We start from the raw sequence: 21,550 nt of genomic DNA, 5'->3' as shown, positions 1-21,550 counted from the left end.
TGTAAACCATGATTGGCATTTTTTTATCAGATCAAGGAAAAGTCCGTAACCATAACGAAGATGCAGGCGGCATTTTTCACCATGAAAAGAACCAGGTTCTCGCTGTAGTGGCGGACGGGATGGGAGGTCACAAAGCCGGTGATGTAGCCAGTCAGCTGGCAGTCTCCACTTTACATAAGAAATGGAACGAGACATCATACATTTTACAGCCGGGAGAGGCAGAAAAGTGGATGAGAAATGCCATTACCGAAGTCAATCGCGAAATTCTGCACCACTCCAGGGAAAATGAAGAATGCAGAGGTATGGGAACAACCGTTGTAGCTGCTTTATGCAATAATCAGTTTACTACAATAGGCCATATAGGAGACAGTCGGGTGTATTTAGCGAACGGGGACGGATTTGTAAGAATTACAGAGGACCATTCTCTCGTTAACGAATTAGTTCGTTCAGGCCAGATCTCCGAAGAGCAGGCCGAAACTCACCCAAGAAAGAATGTCCTGCTCAAAGCATTGGGAACAGATGAAAACGTTTCACCGGATATTAGGACCTTGGAGTTTGAAGAAGGAGACAGGCTCTTGTTATGTTCTGATGGTTTAACAAACAAAGTACAGGAGCACGAGTTAAGCAGGCTGTCAGAATACAATGGGAATTGGCAGGATTTTTGTCAGTCTTTTATTAATTTAGCTAATGAGCGGGGCGGAGAAGACAATATTACCATGGCTGTCGTTCAAAACAGTGATACCTCATTGAAAGAGGGTGTTGATTGTGATGAATAATCGTCTCCTCAACGATCGTTATCGTGTAAAAGAAATGATCGGTGGAGGAGGTATGGCCAATGTTTACCTTGCCCATGATTCAATTCTTGATCGAGAAGTAGCCATAAAGGTATTACGCCTAGAGTATGGAAATGATGAAGAATTTATAGCAAGGTTTCACCGAGAAGCACAATCGGCCACCAGTTTATCGCATCCTAATATAGTAAACATATACGATGTAGGAGAAGAAGAAGATATCTATTACATGGTTATGGAATTTGTGGATGGGATGACGCTGAAGCAATTCATTCAACAAAAGAGCCCTATTGAAACAACAGAAGTAATTGATATTATGAGGCAGGTCACCTCAGCGATTACTCATGCCCATGATAACGGGATTGTCCACCGGGATATTAAACCTCAAAATATACTCATTGACCATTATGGACACGTGAAGGTGACAGATTTCGGCATAGCTATGGCTTTAAGCGCGACTGCGTTAACTCAGACGAACTCCGTTCTGGGCTCGGTACACTACTTATCTCCCGAACAGGCGCGGGGCGGTATGGCCACAAAGAAGTCCGATATCTATTCACTGGGGATTGTCTTTTTTGAATTATTAACCGGGCGACTTCCCTTTTCGGGTCAATCTCCAGTTTCTATAGCATTAAAGCATTTACAGCATGAGACTCCTTCATTAAAGAGATGGATTCCAGATCTGCCTCAAAGCGTAGAGAATGTAGTATTAAAGGCCACCACAAAGGACCCTTTCTACCGGTATGAATCTGTGCTGGAAATGGAAGAAGATTTAGATACAGCTCTCGAGCCCTACAGAATCAATGAGGAAGTATTCGCGATACCCGAGAATGAAGAGGAAGAAAAAACAAAAGCAATTCCTGTTATTACTGATGATAGTTTTGCCGGACAGGATGAGGATGCTACAATTGTTCATGATGCGACCCAGCAGTTTGACGCAAAAGCTTTAGAGGAAACAAAAAAAGAAGAAGTCGTGAAAAATGATAAGAAAAATAAAGAGAAGAAACCGAAAGAAAAGAAACCAAAGAAAAAGAAACGGTGGCTTTTATGGCTTACTATCATTTTTTTCGTATTACTTTCCGCCGGGATTGCTGCCATTTTTATTGTTCCAAGTCTTCTGCAGCCTGACGACGTAGAGATGGTAGACGTGGAGGGTATGGAATACGAAGAGGCGTATAGTGAACTTTCTGACTTGAATTTAGAAGTGAAGAGAGAAGCTGTCTTTTCTGATGATGTAGAAGAAGGGTTAGTCATAAGAACTGACCCTGAGGCCGGAAGAGTCATAAAAGAGGAATCACGTGTAACGGTATATTCTTCTAGAGGGAAAGAGCGAATAGAATTCGAGGATTATGTCGGCCAAAATTATGATGACGTCAAGACAGATTTAGAAGATCAAGGTTATCAAAGTGTACTGGCTATTGAACAAACTTCCGACAGACCTGAAGGGGAGATTATTGAACAAATTGAACCTCAGGCAGGAGACGATGTCATTATTGAAGAAGAGCGCGTCATTTTTCAAGTGAGTACAGGACCGCCTTCGATAACTTTAAGACCATTAGAAGGGGAGACCGAAGAGGAAGCCAGGGATTACTTAAGTGATAATGGACTTGAGGCCTCTGTGTCAGAAGAATATTCTGATGATGTTCCTCAAGGTGAGGTGATACGTCAGGAGCCTGGATCACTTACCGAGGTTGATGAAGGATCAACGGTAGAGCTGGTTATTTCTTTAGGAGCGGAAGAGGAAGAAGAAGAAGAGCAAGAGGAAGAAGAAGAAGAAGAAGAGTCCTCTGATAATGATGAAGAGCAGGAAGAAGAAGAGGAAGCTCCCAGGGAAGAAACTGTAGAAGTTGATGTACCTTTTAACAACGACTCAGACCAAGAAGAGCAGCAGGTTCTGGTGTATGTAGAGGACATGAACAACGAAATTTCCGAAGTCTATAGTGAAGAAATGATTACTGAAGATACAACTATGGAAATTGATTTAACAATTTCTCCTGATAACGATGCTGCGTATAAGGTCGTAATAGAAGATGAAGTAATTGAGGAAGAAAATGTTTCATATTAAGTAGGTGAATTAATGGCTACAGGTAAAATTGTCAAAGCCCTAAGCGGATTCTACTATGTTTTACATGAAGGAGAAGTTTACCAATGCCGGGGCAGAGGTGTATTCCGCAAAAAGAAAATTACTCCGCTGGTAGGGGATATTGTAGAGTTTCAAGCAGAAACATTGAAAGAAGGCTATATCCTATCCATTGAAAAACGAGCGAATGAGTTAGTGAGGCCTCCTATTGCTAATGTAGATCAAGCATTAATAGTAGCTTCCGTATCAAATCCTGAATTTAATCCTTTGCTGCTTGATCGATTTCTCGTTCTCGTGGAAGCTAAAAGACTTGCTCCAGTAATCGTGATTTCCAAAATTGATCAAATCAACAAGGAGCAGGAAGCAAAAATTAAAAAATATCAGGAAATCTACCAAAAAATTGGTTATCCTGTACTTTTATCTGCCATGGACGATCAGCATATGACGAACGATATTGAACAACAGCTGGCGGACAAAACAACAGTGATTGCCGGGCAGTCAGGCGTTGGGAAATCCTCCCTGCTTAACTTACTTGACCCTTCTTTAGATATCGAAACAAATGAGATTTCTGAGAGTCTTGGAAGAGGAAAGCATACGACGAGACATGTGGAGCTTTACAAAATAGCCGGGGGGCTTGTGGCTGACACACCTGGATTTAGTTCATTAGAATTCGGGGACTTGGAGTTAGAAGAACTGAGTGAGTGTTTCCCGGAATTTGTTGCTGTACAGGAGCATTGTAAGTTTCGTGGGTGCATTCATTCTAAGGAACCTAAATGTGCAGTAAAAGCAGCCGTTGACAATGAAACAATAGCCAAGCATCGATATGAACATTATTTGCAGTTCGTTGACGAAATAAAAAACCGAAAGCCGAGGTATTAAAGCATGACAAAAATCGCACCTTCGATATTAGCTGCAGACTTTGCAAATCTGGCGAAGGAAATTAAAGATGTGGAACAAGGCGGGGCAGACTATATTCATGTAGATGTTATGGACGGTCATTTTGTCCCTAATATTACGATAGGCCCTCTAATAGTAGAGAGCATCCGCCCTCATACGGATTTACCACTGGATGTCCATTTAATGATAGCCAATCCGGATCAATTTATTGATTCATTTGCTAAAGCTGGTGCGGATATTCTTACGGTTCATCAGGAAGCATGTCCCCATCTTCACCGCACGGTTCAACTTATAAAGAGTTACGGAATAAAGGCGGGGGTAGTGATTAATCCGGCTACGCCAGCTGAGACTCTCCTCCCTATATTAAAGGAAGTAGATTTAGTTCTTTTGATGACCGTCAACCCCGGTTTTGGCGGGCAGGCCTTTATACCCGAAGTTCTTAATAAAATAGAGCAAATCGCAAAATGGAGAAATGAGTATAACTATCAATATGAAATTGAAGTAGACGGTGGTGTTAATGATCAGACCGCAGAAGAATGCATTACCGCTGGAGCGGACGTATTAGTGGCAGGAAGTGCGATATTCAATCAAGAGGATCGGAAAGCTGCCATAGCTTCAATTAAGTGAAATGCCCGGTAATAAAGTGAATACTTACTAATCACTTTTTGTAGTAAACCTCCGGTAAAGGAATGAAATATTCCTCCGGATATTTGAGACAGAGCAAGAAGAAATGGGGACAGCCCGTTTTCCGCAGGGAACGGCGGGCCTTCTCATTTCAATGAAATGACTAAATGGAGGCTCGGAAATAGTCAGCACTATTTATGAGTCTTTTTTTTATACAATCGCCAGTTCTTGATAAGGAGGGGCAAATCAATGACAATTTATGCAATCGTAGGAGGAGGGCCTAAGGCTTATATCCCGGATTTATCAAGTTATGATAAAGATGATATCTTCTGGATAGGTGCAGATCAAGGGGCCGAAGTCATTCTTGAACACCATTTACCTCTCCATGCTGCAATCGGTGATTTCGATTCAGTAAATAAGTATTCACTAGAACTTATAAAGGAAAATACCGAACATTTAAGCATTCATCCAGGTGAAAAAAATGAAACCGATCTTGAGCTTGCTATTCAATACGCCATTCAGCAGGAACCTGATGAGATCATTTTTTTTGGCGTAACGGGCGGACGGATGGATCATACGCTTATAAATATCCAAATTCTTTATCCATTAAGAAAAAATCATATTAAGGCACAAATTGTTGATTTACAAAACCAAATGGAATTGTTTACTAAAGGCACGCATACAATAGTGAGAAATGAAGATTACCCATTTATATCTTTCGTGCCAGTGACACTGGACGTGTGGAATATGAAGCTTCAAGGCTTTTACTATCCATTAGAGAATACCCACTTGAATTACGGCTCAACCTTGTGTATATCAAATTATTTGATTAAAGATGAAGGTACTTTTTCTTTTAGTCAAGGCATACTGTTAGTAATAAGAAGTAAAGATATCATTTAATAGAGGTTTTATGGCACTCATAGCTTTATATGTTGAGGAGGACGCTCATGAAATTTTATACGATCAAACTCCCACGTTTTCTCGGAGGAATGGTACGGGCTGTCATTGGAACGTTCAAAAAAGATTAACAAAAAAAGCACCCGGCGGAGGGTGCTTTTTTTGACGTTCAATTATACGCGGGTAACTTTACCTGATTTTAGATCACGAGCAGATACATAAACTTTCTTTGGCTTGCCATCCACTAGAATACGTACTTTTTGCACGTTAGCTTTAAATTTACGTTTATTAGCGTTCATCGCGTGGGAACGGTTGTTACCAGTACTTGTGCGACGACCTGATACGACACATTTACGTGACATGTAGAATCCCTCCTGTTACATACATCTTAAAATACTTAATTAATGTACCATATAGAACAGCTAATTGCAATAAACAGGGCAATATAATATCAAGAATTTTCTCTTGACAGATAACCTTAATTGTTACAAAGTATAATAGGGGTCTGAGTGTTGTTATACTATAATGCATAAGCGCTGACCGGTGTGTGTTATAATTAGTCTGCGAAGGTGACGAGTATAAAGGAGGATTCCTAATGTCCATTGATCTTCATAATCAATTTGGCCACATAACTATAAGTAATGATGTAATTTCTACCATTGCAGGTGGAGCAGCAGTAGAGTGCTATGGCATTGTTGGTATGGCATCTAAGAATCAGCTTCGTGATGGAATTGCCGAAATGCTGAGGCGTGAAAATTTCTCAAAAGGTGTCGTGGTCAGACAGGAAGAGGACCATGTACACATTGATATGTATATAATTGTAAGCTATGGAACGAAAATATCAGAAGTAGCTCACAACGTACAATCACAAGTTAAATATGCGTTAAATAAAAATGTAGGCTTATCAGTTAACTCTGTCAACATCTATATTCAGGGTGTTCGAGTAACGAAGGACTAGAAAGCTTCTGGTGTAGTTAAAGGAGGAAGTAAGTGTGACGGTTCGAGAGATAAACGGTACTAAACTAGCTGAGATGGTGCTTCAGGGGGCTCAACATTTGAAAGCTAATTCTCAAATGATTGATGCTTTGAATGTATTTCCAGTCCCAGATGGTGATACCGGTACAAATATGAATTTATCGATGACGTCTGGTGCAGAAGAGGTAAAGAAAATTACCGAGAATCATGCCGGAGCTGTGGGACAAGCACTGGCTAAAGGACTGCTTATGGGGGCACGGGGGAATTCAGGTGTTATTCTATCCCAATTGTTTAGAGGTTTCTCTAAGACGTGTGAACAAAAGGAAGCGCTAACAACAAAGGATCTGGCTGAAGCTTTTCAAGGTGGAGTTAAAACAGCTTACAAAGCGGTAATGAAGCCGGTAGAGGGAACTATTTTAACAGTAGCGAGAGAAGCAGGTGAAGCTGCTGAAACAATCGCAGCTCAAGAGGATGATGTAGTTGCCTTTATGGAAGGTGTGACGAATGCAGCGAAGGAATCGTTAAAGAGAACACCTGACCTTCTTCCTGTATTAAAAGAGGTAGGGGTTGTAGACAGCGGCGGCCAAGGTTTGCTGACGATCTATGAAGGCTTTCTGGCTAATCTAAAAGGGGAAGACATGCCTGAGGCAGGTTCATCCTCTGTATCTATGGATGAGATGGTAAATGCAGAGCACCATAAATCGGCGCAGGATTTTATGGAGACAAGTGAAATTGAATTTGGCTACTGCACAGAATTCATGGTGAAATTTGAGCAGGATAAACTGGAACAGAATCCTTACGATGAAGAGCAATTTCGTGAAGAGTTAAGCCGTCACGGAGATTCACTGCTGGTGGTTTCAGATGAAGAATTAATTAAAGTTCATATCCACGCAGAGTATCCCGGCGAAACAATGACACTGGGGCAGCGGTACGGCAGCTTGATTAATATGAAAATCGAAAACATGAGAGAGCAGCACACTTCCATTGTAGGTGATAAGAAAAAAACAAAAGCTAAAGAGCTCTCGGAATACGGAATAGTAACAGTAGCTATGGGAGAAGGAGTTACCAGGTTGTTCGAAAGTCTTGGGGCTGATGTGGTTATTCAAGGCGGACAAACTATGAACCCAAGTACAAAGGATATATCAGATGCAATCGATCAGGTGAACGCTAAAAATGTGCTGATTCTTCCCAACAACAAAAATATAACGATGGCTGCTGAACAAGCTGCTGAATTAGCTGAAGCTGATGTCAAGGTTGTCGCTTCTAAGACTATTCCTCAAGGAATGAGCGCCCTCTTAGGATTCAATCCGGACACAGATTTACAAACGAACTACGAGGAAATGACCGGGTTAATGAGTCAGGTGAAAAGCGGTCAGGTAACGTATGCTGTCCGTGATACTCAAATTGAAGGCTTATCGATCGAAAAAGGGCATTTTATGGGTATTTACGAAGGTGATATTAAAGCTACAAAGCAAAGCCAGTTTGAGACTGCAAAAAATCTTCTGGATGAGATGATCGATGAAGATGAGGATGAAATTGTCACCATTATCAGCGGTGAAGAGGTATCTCAGGAGGAACAGGATGAGCTGGAAGCTTATTTAGAGGAGCGGTTTGAAGATATTGAAGTAGAACTTCATTACGGCGGGCAGCCGATTTATTCATATATAATTGCTGTTGAGTAATAGAAAAAGCAGAGCACCTAGACTACCCAGGGCTCTGCTTTTTTCTCTGTCTCTATGTGACTAGTGTCCGATGGAGCGGATGATAAATTCAACGAGAAAGACCATGGCAATTAATACGACTGGAGCTGAGAGCTCCCTTTGCTTACCGAGAGCGAACTTTACAATGGGATAAGCGATGAACCCAAATGCCATTCCGTCTGCAATAGAATAAGTGAAAGGAATCATCACAATGATCAAGAATGCCGGCATAGCATCAGAAAGCTGGTCTAATGGAATCTCTTTAATGTTCTGGACCATTAAAGCTCCTACAATAATTAGTATTGGACTGATTGCTGTAGAAGGCACCATGGAGATCCAGGGTGTTACGAAAATAGTAGCCAGAAATAGAATGGCCATTGTAAGGCTTGCTCTTCCTGTTTTGCCTTCGGAGGCAATTACAGCTGCACTCTCGGCTGAAGATACGGTTGGTGAAGTCCCGAAAAATCCGCAGCTTAAAGCGGAAAATGCTGAAGCTCGGTAAGATTTCTTGAATTTGTGCTGCTGATTTAACATATCCAGCTGCCCGTGAATCAATCCCATATTTTCAAATATAAGCACAATTGCTAAGGGAAAGACGGCCATCCAAAAACCAAACTCAGTAACTGCTCCAAAGGAAGGAATAAATACCCAATTATGCTCACCTGCTGAGATACCTGTTCCCGGTCCCTCTAACAGTCCGGTGAAATGAGCAATAATTGTGCCCGCTACCATTGTAATGAGGAAGTTGCCCGGTACATTTTTAGCGAATAGGTACACCGCTATAAATAAAGTAAGCAGGCTAGTAATGACCAGTGGTGAAGAAGGATCACCCAGCGTGATAAGAGAGTGCTCTCCGCGTACAACCAGACCGCCTTTTTCTAATCCAATTAACGTAAGAAACATTCCGAGTCCTACAGTAATCGCGTGCTTAAGAGCGTCAGGAATGGCGTGTTTCAGCCAATCTCCCAGGCGCGTATAAGCTGTGATTAAAAAAAGCAGAGAAGCAAACACCACTACGGCTAAACCTTCTTGAAAATCCATTCCTTTTCCTTCGATTATGGAGTAAGCAAACAAGGCATTTACTCCCATACCTGGAATTAAGACCATAGGTGCATTTGCATAAAAAGCCATGATCAAACAGCCGGCTGCACTGGCAAGAATGGTAGCAAGCATTCCGTTCTCTAACGGAAGCCCGGCATCCTGCAGAATCTGACTATTAACAGCGACGATATAAACAGTCGTAAAATAGCCAATTAACCCTGCAATTAGATCTTTCCGAAAGCTAAACTGAGAATTATGCTGTTTAAGCATCGTATTCTCCTCTATGAAATTATCCCTCTCCCGCCCGGTTATCTCATAACCCACAAATATATATTTTACTCTTTCTCAGATAGATAATCAATATTGCCTGCAATAATAATGTATTTTCCTAGAAATATGGTAAAATAAATAACGGTAATTAGTATCTCGAAAGCGTTTACTCATTAATAGTAAGGATGGGGATCGTATGAAGTATAGATCAGTATTCGATATAATAGGACCGGTTATGATCGGTCCATCCAGTTCACATACGGCAGGTGCTGCAAGAATAGGGAGAGCTGCCAGGCATTTGTTCGGAAGGGAGCCTGTATACGCGCACGTGCATTTATATGGTTCGTTTGCCCAAACCTATAAAGGTCATGGAACAGACGTTGCTATTATAGGTGGTCTGCTGGACTTTGAGACGGATGATACACGGATAAGCTCATCAATTGATATAGCTGGACAAAAGCAGATGGAAATTCATTTTTATGAAGAGGAAGCTCAGACAGATCACCCTAATACTGCACGTCTTGTCATTGGCGATGATGCTGGCGAATTAGAGCTCGTTGGAATATCTATAGGTGGTGGTAAGGTAGAGATTACTGAATTGAATGGATTTGAGCTGCGTCTTTCAGGCAGTCATCCTGCTATTCTATTAATTCACAATGATCGCTATGGCGCTATTGCTTCAGCTACTTCAATTCTAGCCAGCCACGAAATCAATATCGGGCGGATGGAAGTATCCAGAAAAGCACAGGGGGAACAGGCTTTGATGGTTATTGAAGTAGATCAAAATATTGAGGATACAGTCTTAAATGAGTTGGAGCGAGCGGATCATATTATACAGGTTGCGCGGATATCAGATTAATTTCGCTTTGGATAAGGGGGACAGGTCATGTTTAAGAATATTGCTGAATTAGTAGAACGAGCTGAAAGTGAAAGCTTATCTATCTCAGAAATAATGATTCGTCAGGAAATGGAAGTGAAGCAGTTAACACGCGAACAAATTTTCCGTCAGATGGAAAGGAATTTAGAGGTGATGGAAAAAGCGATTGAAGATGGATTAAAAGGGGTGAAATCTCACAGTGGTCTCACCGGTGGAGATGCTGTTCTCATCCAAAATTACATGCGGGAGCACGAGCCTTTATCAGGGCATTTATTAATGGATGCGGTAAGTAAAGCAGTAGCTACTAACGAAGTGAATGCTGCTATGGGCACGATTTGCGCTACTCCTACTGCCGGGAGTGCCGGCTGTGTTCCGGGGACACTTTTTGCAGTGAAAGACAAATTAAATCCCAGCCGTGAACAGATGGTCCGCTACTTATTTACCTCCGGGGCTTTTGGTTTTGTGGTGGCTAACAATGCCTCAATATCCGGTGCGGCCGGCGGTTGTCAGGCGGAAGTGGGATCAGCAGCGGGAATGGCTGCCGCTGCAATTGTAGAAATGGCCGGAGGCACTCCTCAGCAATCTGCGGAAGCTATGGCAATTACTTTGAAAAACATGCTTGGATTAATTTGTGATCCTGTAGCAGGTCTAGTTGAGGTTCCTTGTGTAAAAAGAAATGCGATGGGTGCTTCTAATGCAGTCGTAGCTGCAGATATGGCGCTGGCCGGAGTTACGAGCAGGATCCCATGTGACGAAGTAATTGATGCCATGTATAAGGTTGGACAACGAATGCCGTCTGCTTTTAGAGAAACGGCACAGGGAGGTCTTGCCGCCACATTAACAGGCAGGAAGCTTGAAGCCAAAATTTACGGGAGCCCAATTGATGAAGAATAGATTAGATTTACCGATTAGTGAAGTGAAAGGAATTGGAGAAAAGCTGCAAGCTCACTTAAATGAGCTTGGGCTTTTTAGCATTAATGATTTATTATTTTATTTCCCATTCCGTTATGATTCATATGAAGTAAAGCCATTAACAGAGCTTGCACACGAAGAAAAAGCAACTATTGAAGGTCAGTTAACATCCGATCCGGTTGTACAATTCTATGGTAAGAAAAAATCCCGCCTGACGATGACCCTCCAAGTAGAACAGTTTGCTGTTAAGGCCGTAATGTTTAACCGGGCATTTGCCAAAAAGCAGCTAAGTGCAGGTGATACAGTAACTATTACAGGTAAATGGGATCAGCATCGTCTTCAGATTACGGTCAGTAACTATAAAAAAGGGGCAGCCGAAGACCAAGAACCTATTCAACCCGTTTACACCCTGAAAGAAAGTATTACGCTTGTAACGTTACGAAAAGTAATTAAAGAAGCTCTAGAGGAATATTTAGAGGATGTAAGGGAGATTCTTCCGCAGGATAAGGTTCTCAGTTATAAGCTTCCTGAACGACGGCAGGCAGTAGAGCAAATGCATTACCCAAAAACCCGGACGATGTTAAAACACTCAAAGCGCCGTTTCATATATGAAGAGTTTTTGTTATTTCAATTAAAAATGCAGTTATTAAGAAAGCTGCAGAGGGAATTGACAACTGGTAATGCCCAAAACTACCATAATGATCGTTTAACAGAATTCGTTCAATCTCTGCCTTTCGAATTAACAGGTGCCCAAAAGAGAGCCTTAAGTGAAATTTTAAAAGATATGAAAAACCCGTACCGTATGAACAGACTTTTGCAGGGGGATGTAGGTTCAGGTAAAACGGCTGTTGCAGCTATAGCTTTGTATGCTTCTATAACTACTGGCAGGCAGGCGGCTCTGATGGTTCCTACTGAAATATTAGCAGAACAGCATGCAGACTCTCTAAAAGAAATGTTTGGAGAGAGAATACGTATAGTACTGCTCACGGGTTCAGTAAAGGGGAAAAGAAGGAAAGAAATTCTTCAGGATATTAAAGAGCATAAAGCTGATTTAATTATAGGAACGCATGCTCTAATACAAGATGAAGTGGACTTTCAGCAGCTGGGTTTTGTTATCGTAGACGAGCAGCACCGCTTTGGAGTTAACCAGAGAAGAACACTTAGGGACAAAGGTCTGCATCCGGATGTGCTGTTTATGACAGCTACCCCTATCCCGAGAACTCTCGCAATCACGGCGTTTGGAGATATGGACGTAAGTGTTATTGATGAAATGCCTGCCGGGAGAAAACCGGTTGAAACCTATTGGGTAAAAGGACAACTAACAGAAAAAGTACTTGCATTTATTCAAAAACAAATTCGTCTCGGCCACCAGGCTTACGTCATCTGCCCATTGATTGAGGAGTCAGATCAGCTGGATATTCAAAACGCGATTGATTTATATAATCAGCTCGCTCAAGTGTTTGAACCAGATATAATAGTAGGCTTAATGCATGGTCGTCTAACAAATGAAGAAAAAGAGGAAGTGATGCAAAGCTTCGCTGCAAACCGTGTACAGGTTTTAGTATCGACTACTGTTGTAGAGGTGGGGGTGAATGTCCCTAATGCAACGGTTATGGTCATTCATGACGCGGAACGTTTTGGATTATCCCAGCTGCATCAGTTAAGAGGACGGGTTGGAAGAGGAAGTGAGCAGAGCTATTGCATCCTGCTGGCTGATCCAAAGGGAGATGTCGGAAAGGAACGGATGAGAATTATGACAGAAACGACTGATGGTTTTGAGCTGTCAGAACAAGACTTAAAATTAAGAGGTCCTGGTGATTTCTTCGGAAGGAAACAGAGCGGTCTCCCCGAATTTAAAGTAGGTGACATGGTGCACGACTACAGGGCTTTAGAAACAGCAAGGCAGGATGCTGCACAGATTATTTCTGAAGGTCTGCTCGAAACGAGCGAAGAATATCGCATGCTTAAGCAGATGATTGAGAAGGACGAGCATATTTCAGGTAAAGTACTGGACTGACGGAGAAGCTTGATGATGCCTGCAGGCTTCTTTTTCAACCTCATCCTTGCGTTATTAAAAAAGGTATTATATATTACTATTAGTACCTAGTCATAATTTGATGACAAACGAACGGTGGGACAAAGGATGAAACGATCCAAACAGGTGAGACAGAAAGAATTAAAGGATACTATAAAAGAAACACCTTTTATTACGGATGAAGAGCTTGCACGCCATTTTAATGTAAGCATACAAACGATTCGTCTTGACCGTATGGAATTGTCGATTCCAGAACTGCGGGAGCGGATAAAATCTGTAGCTACACATGAATGGAATGAAACGGTTAAAGCTCTGCCGATTGAAGAAGTAATTGGAGAAGTGATAGATCTTGAATTGGATGAGCGGGCAATTTCTATCCTTGATATCAAACCTGAACACGTGTTTTCAAGAAATAATATAGCCCGGGGACATCATTTATTTGCGCAGGCCAACTCATTAGCCGTCGCTGTCATTAATGATGAACTGGCTCTGACTGCAGGTTCCGCAATTCGTTTCACACGCCCGGTAAAGCTCGGAGAACGTGTTGTAGCGAAAGCGATTGTTAAAGGTGAAGACGATAGAGGACGGACGATAGTGGATGTACATAGCTTTGTAGAAAATGATGAAGTATTTGCGGGGTCATTTGAGATGTTTCGTGAGAACGACCCTAAGGAGATGAAATAGTAATGAAATTAGCAATTGATGCTATGGGAGGAGATCATGCTCCTGAAGCTGTAGTCAAGGGTGCACTGAAGGCTGTCTCCTCTATAGAAGGACTTGAGATTTCACTGATTGGCGACGAGGAAAAAATTAATCCCTATTTAAATAAATCAAATAAAATTAGTGTAATACATACAACAGAAGTCATTACTGCGGATGATGAGCCTGTTCGTGCTGTAAGAAGAAAGAAGCAGGCATCAATGGTGCTGATGGCAAAAGAAGTTAAGGAAGGCAGAGCAGATGGGTGTATTTCGGCAGGCAATACAGGGGCATTAATGAGTGCCGGCCTATTTGGGGTCGGCCGTTTAAAAGGAGTTGAACGTCCGGCTTTAAGTCCAACTTTACCGACAGAAGACGGAAAAGGCTTTTTAATGCTGGATGTTGGAGCAAATGTGGATGCTAAACCTAGTCATTTGCTTCAATATGCGATTATTGGCTCAATTTACTGTGAGAAAGTCAGAGGTATTTCGTCCCCGCGGGTAGGGTTGTTAAATGTAGGGACGGAAGAAGGAAAAGGGAGCGAGTTAACGAAGAAAGCATTTGAACTGATGACCGGTGCTCCTATTAATTTTATAGGAAATGTAGAATCACGCGACTTACTCAACGGTGCAGCGGACGTTGTGGTAACTGACGGATTTACAGGTAATGTAGCTTTAAAAACAATTGAGGGAACAGCTTTAACTATGTTCTCTATGATTAAATCTACTTTTATGAAAAATATTAAGTCCAAAATTGCTGCAGGACTTGTAAAGAATGACCTTAAGAAACTAAAGAATCAGCTGGATTACTCTGAGTATGGAGGCGCGGGCTTATTCGGACTGTCTGCCCCTGTAATTAAAGCTCATGGCTCATCAAATGAGCGTGCTATTTTTAATGCGATTAAACAAGCGTGCAATATGGTAGAACAAAATGTTTCCGAAACTATCGAATCAACGTTAAAGGAAGAACAGAAAGAAGGTGGAGAACTATGAAGAAAGTAGCCTATATATTTCCCGGACAAGGTTCTCAAGAAGTGGGTATGGGTAAACAGATGTATGAAACTTACTCCGATGTGAAACAATTATTTGATCAAGCGGATGAAGCCTTACAATATTCCCTTACATCTCTCATGTTTGAGGGTCCTGGCGAAGAATTAACTAAAACCGAAAATGCTCAGCCTGCTCTGCTGTTAAACAGTGCAGGAATCACTAAGGTGTTGGAGCAGGAAGGCGTCACGCCTGTTATGACAGCAGGACACAGCCTTGGAGAATACAGTGCTCTTGTTGCTGCGGGGTCTCTACAGCCTGATGATGCTGTTCAACTAGTTCATACTCGAGGAAAGCTGATGGAAGAAGCGGTCCCCGCCGGGCAGGGGGCTATGGCGGCTGTTCTTGGTATAGAAAGAGGAGAAATAGAAAACGTATTATCTCAATTAGACGATAGTGAACCAGTAGATTTAGCTAATATTAACTGCCCTGGACAAATTGTTATTTCAGGAACAGCAAAGGGAGTCGAAGAAGCGTCACGCCTGCTTAAAGAAGCGGGAGCTAAAAGAGTGCTTCCTCTAAATGTAAGCGGTCCTTTTCATTCCCGATTGATGGCCCCGGCCAGCGAAGAATTGGCTTCTAATTTAAAGCAGGCAGCCATAAGCCGGGCTCAATGTCCGGTTTACGCTAATGTAACAGCTGAACCCGTGGAACAGGAAGATGAAATCGAGCAGTTATTAGTAAAACAATTATATTCACCTGTGCGATTTGAAGAAATTTTAGAGAAATTTGTCGCGGCTGACCTGGATGCCATTGTAGAGGTAGGTCAGGGGAAGGTGTTAAGTGGTTTAGTTAAGAAGGTTAATAGAAGAACAAAGACTTTTTCTATACAAGACCCTGAATCATTACAAAGCTTTGTAGAATGGTATAAGGAGGAGTCATAATGTTATATGAACAGGCAGCACTTGTTACAGGTGCTTCACGGGGAATCGGCCGGGCAATAGCACTTGAATTAGCAGCTAACGGAGCTAAAGTAGCGGTGAACTACGCCGGCAGTGAAGGAAAAGCAGAGGAAGTTGTTCAGGAAATTCAGGCGAATGGCGGAGAAGCTTTTAAAATTCAGGCGAATGTATCGAATACTGAAGAAGTAAAGAACATGGTCAAGGAAGTGGTAAATCAATTTGGCAAACTTGATATCTTAGTGAATAATGCCGGAATTACCAGAGATAATTTATTGATGAGAATGAAAGAAGATGAGTTTGACGATGTCATCGATACAAACTTAAAAGGTGTTTTCGTTTGTACAAAGGGTGTGACCCGTCAAATGATGAAGCAGAAGTACGGGCGCATCATTAACATTTCGTCAATTGTCGGAGTTTCAGGGAACCCGGGTCAGGCAAACTATGTTGCGGCTAAAGCGGGGGTTATCGGTCTCACGAAATCGAACGCAAAAGAGCTCGCTTCAAGAAACATTACTGTAAATGCAGTAGCGCCGGGGTATATTACGACTGATATGACGGACCAACTCACAGATGAACAGAGAGAACAGATGCTATCATTAATTCCTCTGGGACGCCTTGGAGAGGGAAAAGACATTGCCAGCGTGGTTCGATTTTTAGCTTCAGGGGATGCCGGATATATAACAGGACAAACCATCCATGTTGATGGCGGAATGGTGATGTAAAAATAGACTGGTTTTCCTTTTTGAAATTTACTATAATGATTGAAGGGAGGTGAAGTTCCTATGGCAGATACATTCGAAAGAGTAAAACAGATCATTGTCGATCGTCTTGATGCAGACGAATCAAAAGTTACAATGGAAGCTTCCTTCAAAGAAGATTTAGAAGCAGATTCTCTTGACGTTGTTGAATTAGTAATGGAGCTTGAGGACGAATTCGATATGGAAATTTCTGATGAAGAAGCTGAAAAAATCAATACAGTTGGCGACGCTGTTAACTACATAAACAGCCAGTCGTAACTTATGAATTGCTGTCTGCCCTGCAGGCAGCCTTTCCTATATAGAACAATTATTAGAAAAGGACAAGGTGAATTATGGAGGATTTTTCCAGTTTCCAAGAAAAAGTCAAGATTCATTTTAGCGACGTTTCGTTACTGGAACAAGCATTTACCCATTCATCCTATGTGAATGAGCATCGCAAAACCGATCGTGAGGACAATGAGCGTCTTGAGTTTTTAGGAGATGCTGTACTGGAGCTTGGAGTTTCTCAATACTTATATCGTGAATTTCCAGAAATGGCGGAAGGGGAACTTACAAAGCTTCGTGCTTCTATTGTTTGTGAGGCTTCACTGGTTAAGTTTGCGGATGACCTGAACTTTCAAGACCTGATCCTATTAGGTAAAGGTGAAGAAATGACCGGGGGCCGTAACCGTCCTGCCTTATTGGCTGATGTGTTTGAAGCTTTTATCGGAGCGGTGTATCTTGATCGGGGATTTGATCAGGTGGTTAACTTCCTGGAAAGCTATGTATATCCCAAGATAAAAAGTGGTGCTTTTTCTCATGCGATGGATTTTAAAAGTCAGTTGCAGGAATTTATACAGCGGGACCGCAATAGTCGTATTGAATACGAGATTGTGGAAGAGAGAGGTCCTGCCCACAGCAGGGAATTCATAGCTCACGTGAGTGTTCAACATGAAACAGTAGGAATCGGTGTAGGGCGGACTAAAAAAGAAGCCGAACAAAAAGCAGCACAGCAGGCACTTATTAATCAAGGGGCTATCAGCTGAAATAAGGCATAAAAAGAACCATTTCCATGAACAGAAATGGTTCTTTTTATGTTCGCTTACTTGCGGTAATTCCCTAATTCCTGAACAAAGGCCTGAATTTCAGAAACGCTGAGCTGACCTTTGGTTTGAATGATATCATACAGGGATTTTATTTCACTATACTTGTCCAGGTCATAATCCTCCGGATCCATAATGGAGCGGTTTACCACCTGAAGACGATCCGCCATATCGTCAATAATAAACGTTAAATTATCTTTTGTAGGCTCTTGAAGACTCACACTTTTCCTCCTCAACAATTCTCTGGGGTTTATTACATATCATAAATTAATTTCATGAATTTTAAAACCCTTAAAAAAGATTTACCTTTCTAAGTCGATCTCTACTTACCTAAACCTTAAAGGTTATGATAAAATAGACAAGTTAAAAAAGTGAAACACAGGAGGATGAGTATGTTCCTCAAACGATTGGATACTGTAGGATTTAAATCATTTGCTGAGCGGATTTCCGTAGAGTTTGTTTCTGGAGTCACCTCAGTTGTAGGCCCAAACGGCAGTGGGAAAAGTAACATAACAGATGCCATTAGATGGGTATTAGGGGAACAGTCAGCTCGTTCATTACGAGGGGCAAAGATGGAGGATATTATCTTCGCCGGAAGTGACTCGAGAAAAGCGTTAAACATGGCAGAAGTCACCCTTACACTTAACAATGACCAGCAAACCCTGCCGCTTGATTACGAAGAGGTAAGTGTCACAAGAAGAGTGTACCGTTCAGGAGAAAGTGAATTCTATATAAATAACCAATCCTGCCGGTTAAAAGATATTGTAGATTTATTTATGGACTCCGGTTTAGGACGAGAAGCTTTTTCTATCATCAGCCAGGGTAAAGTAGAAGAAATTCTCAGTTCAAAAGCAGAAGAGCGCCGGTCTATTTTTGAAGAAGCAGCCGGAGTACTTAAGTATAAGCAAAGGAAGAAAAAGGCAGAGCATAAACTCTTTGAAACTCAGGAAAATTTAAACCGGGTAGAGGATATTATTCATGAACTGAATACTCAGCTGGAACCATTAAAGGAACAAGCATCTATAGCGAAAGACTATTTAGATAAAAAAGATGAGTTGAAGCAGATTGAAGTATCGCTTCTTATCACTCAAATTGAGGATGCCCACAAAAAATGGGAGCAGCTTCTTAAAGACCTTGAAAAAGTAAAGCAGGAAGAAGCTGAACTTAACACAGCACTTCAAGAAAAAGGTGCTTCAATTGAAGAAAAAAGAGACCATATTCTAGCCCTGGATGAATCATTAGAAGACCTTCAGGAGACGCTTCTTTCATTGACCAAAGAACTGGAAAACCTTGAAGGCAGGAAAGAGTTAATGAAAGAACGCCATAAGCATTTCTCCGAAAATAAAGTGAAGCTTGAAGAAGAGCACGAAGAACTTACTGCTCAATCTAAGACTCTTGAAAAAACAGTCGATGAAGAAATGAATAAACTTAATGAAGTAAAGAAAGAAAGGCAGCAGACGAAAAAACAGATAAAGCTTACATCTGAAGAACTCAGCCTTGTTACGGAAGATACCGAAGCTCAAATAGAAGATTATAAAAGCGACTATATTGATCTTCTAAATGCACAGGCAGCTAAACGTAACGAAAAACAATCACTGGAGCGACAGCTGGAGCAACTGGAAAATAAAAAAGGCACACAGCAGGGTAAATTCAAAGAATTAGACCTTGAGCGCAAGGAACTGCAATCTTCTTTAAAAGAAATAGAAGCACAGCTTCAAGAGCTGGCTTCGGAAAGAACTGATTTAGAAAAGCAGCAGAAGAAAGTTCAGCATGAAATATCAGAAAATGAAAAATCGTATGATGAATGGCAGCAGAAGTTGTATCAAGGGTACCAGTATTTAGAGAAGCTTCGTTCAAAAAAGGAAATGCTGGAAGATTTAAAGGAAGATTTCTCAGGGTACTTTCAAGGTGTAAGAGAAGTACTGAAAGCTCGTGAAGAATCATTGCTTCAGGGAATTGAAGGTGCTGTTTTGGAGGTCATTGATATCCCCTCCCGCCTTATTACTGCCGTAGAGACTTCTTTAGGAGCTCAGGCTCAGCATGTGATTGTCAAAGACGAACAAACAGGGCGTCAGGCTATCCAGTGGCTGAAAAAATCAAATAAAGGGCGTGCTACGTTTCTTCCCTTATCAACTATACAGCCTAGAACGATCCCCTCCCATACTGTGTCTAAATTGTCGGGTCGAAAAGGATTTGTGGGTGTAGCAGCAGACCTTGTTGAATTTAAGCAGCATTATGCGCCGGCCATAAAACATCTTTTAGGCCACATTGTAATTGCAGAATCCTTAGAACACGCGAATTCCATTGCGAATGAGGTCAACCGTAAATTCAGAATCGTAACATTGGAAGGCGATGTTGTGAACCCGGGGGGATCTATGTCCGGTGGTGCGCAGAAGAAATCGAATCAATCTCTATTTACCCGTGAAAAAGAGTTGCTAGAGCTGACGGAGAAAATTTCTTCTTTTGATGAAAAAGCTAAAGAAGTAGAGAAAAAGGTTCAGGGATTAAAGCAGAATAGCCAAACTCAGCAACAGCAGCAGGAAGAAGTGCAGGCTCTTTTAACCGAGGTGAAAAACAAAGAGTTTGAAAGTCAGTCCAGCAAAAGAGAGTTTAAGATAAAGCTTGATCATTTAAACGATCAGCTGCTTATCTACGATCAGGACCAATCCCAGTATTCCAGCGATAAAAAATATGTAAGCGAACGACTCGTTACGTTAGATAAAGAATTAAATGATATACATGGGAAGCTTGAAGAGATTCAGGAGAATATCGATCGACTCACAGCAGCTAAAGAACGTCAAAAAGAAGATGAAGATAAGCTTCGTGAACGTCATCAGGAATTAAAAATGAAACAAGTTGAAGAAGAGTCAAAAGTAGCCAATCAACAGGAGAAGACGGACAGGCTGCAACAAGAGCTGGGTAAGCTTCAAGAGGCTATAAGAAAAAACCGTGAGTCCTATGGCCAGCTTCTTGAGGTAGCTGAGTCGAACGAAACAGAAGAAGAACTCGAAGAAAAAATGCAGACAACAAAAAGGCGGAAGGAAAAAACTTCTCAGCTGATCCAGGATAGAAGACAGGAAAGGAATTCGCTCTCCGCTGCTGTTCAGGAAGAAGAAAAAATATTAAAAGAAAATCAGCGGATTCATCAAAATTTTGTCCAGGATATCCAGCAAAAAGAAGTAAAAACGAATCGATTGGACGTTGAATTGGAAAATATGCTTGAATACTTGCAAAGTGAATATATTACTACTTTCGAAAAAGCTCAAAAAGAGTATTCAAGAGTAGATAATGTGGAACAGGCCTCAACTCAAGTTAAGTTGATAAAAAGAGCTATAGAAGAGCTCGGGACTGTCAATCTAGGAGCTATTGATGAATACGACCGCATAGTCGAACGCTATGATTTCCTGTCGGGTCAACAGTCTGATCTGCAGGAAGCCAAAGATACTCTTCATTCCATCATTGACGAAATGGATTATGAAATGAAGAGACGTTTTGAAGATACATTCACAAAAATTAGTGAAGAATTCGGACAAGTCTTTAAGGATTTATTTGGCGGAGGGCAAGCCGATTTGAAATTGACAGATCCTGACGACATGCTGGAAACGGGAGTCGATATCGTGGCTCAACCGCCTGGAAAAAAGCTTCAGAACTTAAGCTTGCTGTCAGGCGGAGAAAGAGCGTTAACCGCGATTGCGCTCTTGTTCTCGATTTTAAGGGTTCGCCCAGTACCTTTTTGTGTTTTAGACGAAGTGGAAGCTGCTTTAGATGAGGCGAATGTAAATCGTTTTGCTAAATTTCTAAAAGAGTTTAGTGAACAAACACAATTTATTGTTATTACTCACAGAAAAGGCACGATGGAAGAATCAGATGTTTTGTATGGTGTAACCATGCAGGAGTCGGGAGTGTCGAAACTAGTTTCAGTCAGGCTTGAAGAAACAGCCGAGCTAATGGAAGCCTAGAAAGG

Annotated in this window: 21 protein-coding genes; 18 read left to right on the top strand and 3 right to left on the bottom strand. The window is 41.6% G+C overall.

Features of this window, described 5'->3' with window-relative positions; genetic code table 11:
• Positions 1-8 precede the first annotated feature (8 nt).
• From LF822_RS04305 to spoVM, 6 genes are all read left to right on the top strand, one after another.
• Complete coding sequence (locus tag LF822_RS04305) at positions 9-776, top strand: Stp1/IreP family PP2C-type Ser/Thr phosphatase (RefSeq protein WP_253922717.1); 768 nt, start codon at positions 9-11, stop codon at positions 774-776.
• Entirely contained in the window at positions 769-2,856 is a 2,088-nt protein-coding gene (gene pknB / locus LF822_RS04300; RefSeq protein WP_256521714.1) for a Stk1 family PASTA domain-containing Ser/Thr kinase, read from the top strand. The genes LF822_RS04305 and pknB overlap by 8 nt, the downstream gene beginning before the upstream one ends.
• Positions 2,857-2,868: 12 nt before the next feature.
• Positions 2,869-3,750: a ribosome small subunit-dependent GTPase A gene (gene rsgA, locus LF822_RS04295; RefSeq protein ID WP_253922715.1), complete on the top strand. Its 882-nt coding sequence runs from the start codon at positions 2,869-2,871 to the stop codon at positions 3,748-3,750.
• Between the two features lie 3 nt (positions 3,751-3,753).
• On the top strand, positions 3,754-4,395 hold the full coding sequence (rpe, locus tag LF822_RS04290) for a ribulose-phosphate 3-epimerase (protein ID WP_253922714.1): 642 nt from the start codon (positions 3,754-3,756) through the stop codon (positions 4,393-4,395).
• Between the two features lie 246 nt (positions 4,396-4,641).
• Positions 4,642-5,292: a thiamine diphosphokinase gene (locus LF822_RS04285; RefSeq protein ID WP_253922713.1), complete on the top strand. Its 651-nt coding sequence runs from the start codon at positions 4,642-4,644 to the stop codon at positions 5,290-5,292.
• 47 nt (positions 5,293-5,339) lie between these two features.
• The gene (gene spoVM / locus LF822_RS04280) at positions 5,340-5,420 is read left to right on the top strand and encodes a stage V sporulation protein SpoVM (protein WP_101843841.1); all 81 of its coding nucleotides are present in this window, start codon (positions 5,340-5,342) and stop codon (positions 5,418-5,420) included.
• A gap of 42 nt (positions 5,421-5,462) precedes the next feature.
• Here spoVM and rpmB read toward each other — a convergent pair whose 3' ends face one another.
• Entirely contained in the window at positions 5,463-5,651 is a 189-nt protein-coding gene (gene rpmB / locus LF822_RS04275) for a 50S ribosomal protein L28 (protein WP_253922712.1), read from the bottom strand.
• Between the two features lie 233 nt (positions 5,652-5,884).
• Here rpmB and LF822_RS04270 point away from each other — a divergent pair, with 233 nt between their 5' ends.
• The gene (locus tag LF822_RS04270; RefSeq protein ID WP_253922711.1) at positions 5,885-6,247 is read left to right on the top strand and encodes an Asp23/Gls24 family envelope stress response protein; all 363 of its coding nucleotides are present in this window, start codon (positions 5,885-5,887) and stop codon (positions 6,245-6,247) included.
• 34 nt (positions 6,248-6,281) lie between these two features.
• Positions 6,282-7,946, top strand: coding sequence for a DAK2 domain-containing protein (locus tag LF822_RS04265; RefSeq protein ID WP_253922710.1), 1,665 nt, complete (start codon positions 6,282-6,284; stop codon positions 7,944-7,946).
• Positions 7,947-8,006: 60 nt separating this feature from the next.
• On the opposite strand, the gene LF822_RS04260 is transcribed toward LF822_RS04265, so the two are convergent.
• A complete protein-coding gene (locus LF822_RS04260) occupies positions 8,007-9,275 on the bottom strand; it encodes an NCS2 family permease (protein WP_253922709.1) in 1,269 nt (422 codons plus the stop codon).
• 196 nt (positions 9,276-9,471) lie between these two features.
• On the opposite strand from LF822_RS04260, the gene sdaAB reads away from it, so the two are divergent.
• The 9 genes from sdaAB to rnc all read left to right on the top strand — a co-directional run bounded on the left by sdaAB (position 9,472) and on the right by rnc (position 17,529).
• Positions 9,472-10,134, top strand: a complete 663-nt coding sequence (sdaAB, locus tag LF822_RS04255; RefSeq protein ID WP_253922708.1) for an L-serine ammonia-lyase, iron-sulfur-dependent subunit beta — start codon at positions 9,472-9,474, stop codon at positions 10,132-10,134.
• Positions 10,135-10,161: 27 nt separating this feature from the next.
• The gene (sdaAA, locus tag LF822_RS04250; RefSeq protein WP_253922707.1) at positions 10,162-11,046 is read left to right on the top strand and encodes an L-serine ammonia-lyase, iron-sulfur-dependent, subunit alpha; all 885 of its coding nucleotides are present in this window, start codon (positions 10,162-10,164) and stop codon (positions 11,044-11,046) included.
• Positions 11,036-13,081: an ATP-dependent DNA helicase RecG gene (gene recG, locus LF822_RS04245; protein WP_253922706.1), complete on the top strand. Its 2,046-nt coding sequence runs from the start codon at positions 11,036-11,038 to the stop codon at positions 13,079-13,081. Before sdaAA ends, recG begins: the two co-directional genes overlap by 11 nt.
• A 126-nt stretch (positions 13,082-13,207) precedes the next feature.
• Entirely contained in the window at positions 13,208-13,783 is a 576-nt protein-coding gene (gene fapR, locus LF822_RS04240; protein ID WP_253922705.1) for a transcription factor FapR, read from the top strand.
• A gap of 2 nt (positions 13,784-13,785) precedes the next feature.
• Positions 13,786-14,790, top strand: coding sequence for a phosphate acyltransferase PlsX (gene plsX / locus LF822_RS04235; RefSeq protein ID WP_253922704.1), 1,005 nt, complete (start codon positions 13,786-13,788; stop codon positions 14,788-14,790).
• On the top strand, positions 14,787-15,728 hold the full coding sequence (gene fabD, locus LF822_RS04230; protein ID WP_253922703.1) for an ACP S-malonyltransferase: 942 nt from the start codon (positions 14,787-14,789) through the stop codon (positions 15,726-15,728). Before plsX ends, fabD begins: the two co-directional genes overlap by 4 nt.
• Positions 15,728-16,468, top strand: coding sequence for a 3-oxoacyl-[acyl-carrier-protein] reductase (fabG, locus tag LF822_RS04225; protein WP_253922702.1), 741 nt, complete (start codon positions 15,728-15,730; stop codon positions 16,466-16,468). Before fabD ends, fabG begins: the two co-directional genes overlap by 1 nt.
• A gap of 60 nt (positions 16,469-16,528) precedes the next feature.
• Complete coding sequence (gene acpP, locus LF822_RS04220; RefSeq protein WP_101843854.1) at positions 16,529-16,762, top strand: acyl carrier protein; 234 nt, start codon at positions 16,529-16,531, stop codon at positions 16,760-16,762.
• A gap of 74 nt (positions 16,763-16,836) precedes the next feature.
• Positions 16,837-17,529, top strand: a complete 693-nt coding sequence (gene rnc / locus LF822_RS04215) for a ribonuclease III (protein ID WP_253922701.1) — start codon at positions 16,837-16,839, stop codon at positions 17,527-17,529.
• Between the two features lie 56 nt (positions 17,530-17,585).
• On the opposite strand, the gene LF822_RS04210 is transcribed toward rnc, so the two are convergent.
• Positions 17,586-17,807 (bottom strand): DUF1128 domain-containing protein, encoded by a 222-nt coding sequence (locus LF822_RS04210; RefSeq protein ID WP_253922700.1) that lies wholly within the window; start codon positions 17,805-17,807, stop codon positions 17,586-17,588.
• A gap of 171 nt (positions 17,808-17,978) precedes the next feature.
• Between LF822_RS04210 and smc the strand changes: the two genes are divergently transcribed.
• On the top strand, positions 17,979-21,545 hold the full coding sequence (smc, locus tag LF822_RS04205) for a chromosome segregation protein SMC (RefSeq protein ID WP_253922699.1): 3,567 nt from the start codon (positions 17,979-17,981) through the stop codon (positions 21,543-21,545).
• Positions 21,546-21,550: the final 5 nt, after the last annotated feature.

Source organism: Halobacillus sp. A5, from assembly GCF_024189315.1.
Classification (GTDB): domain Bacteria; phylum Bacillota; class Bacilli; order Bacillales; family Halobacillaceae; genus Halobacillus_A.
The sequence above is the reverse complement of the archived record's forward strand: the minus strand, read 5'-3'. Positions and strand labels throughout refer to the sequence as shown.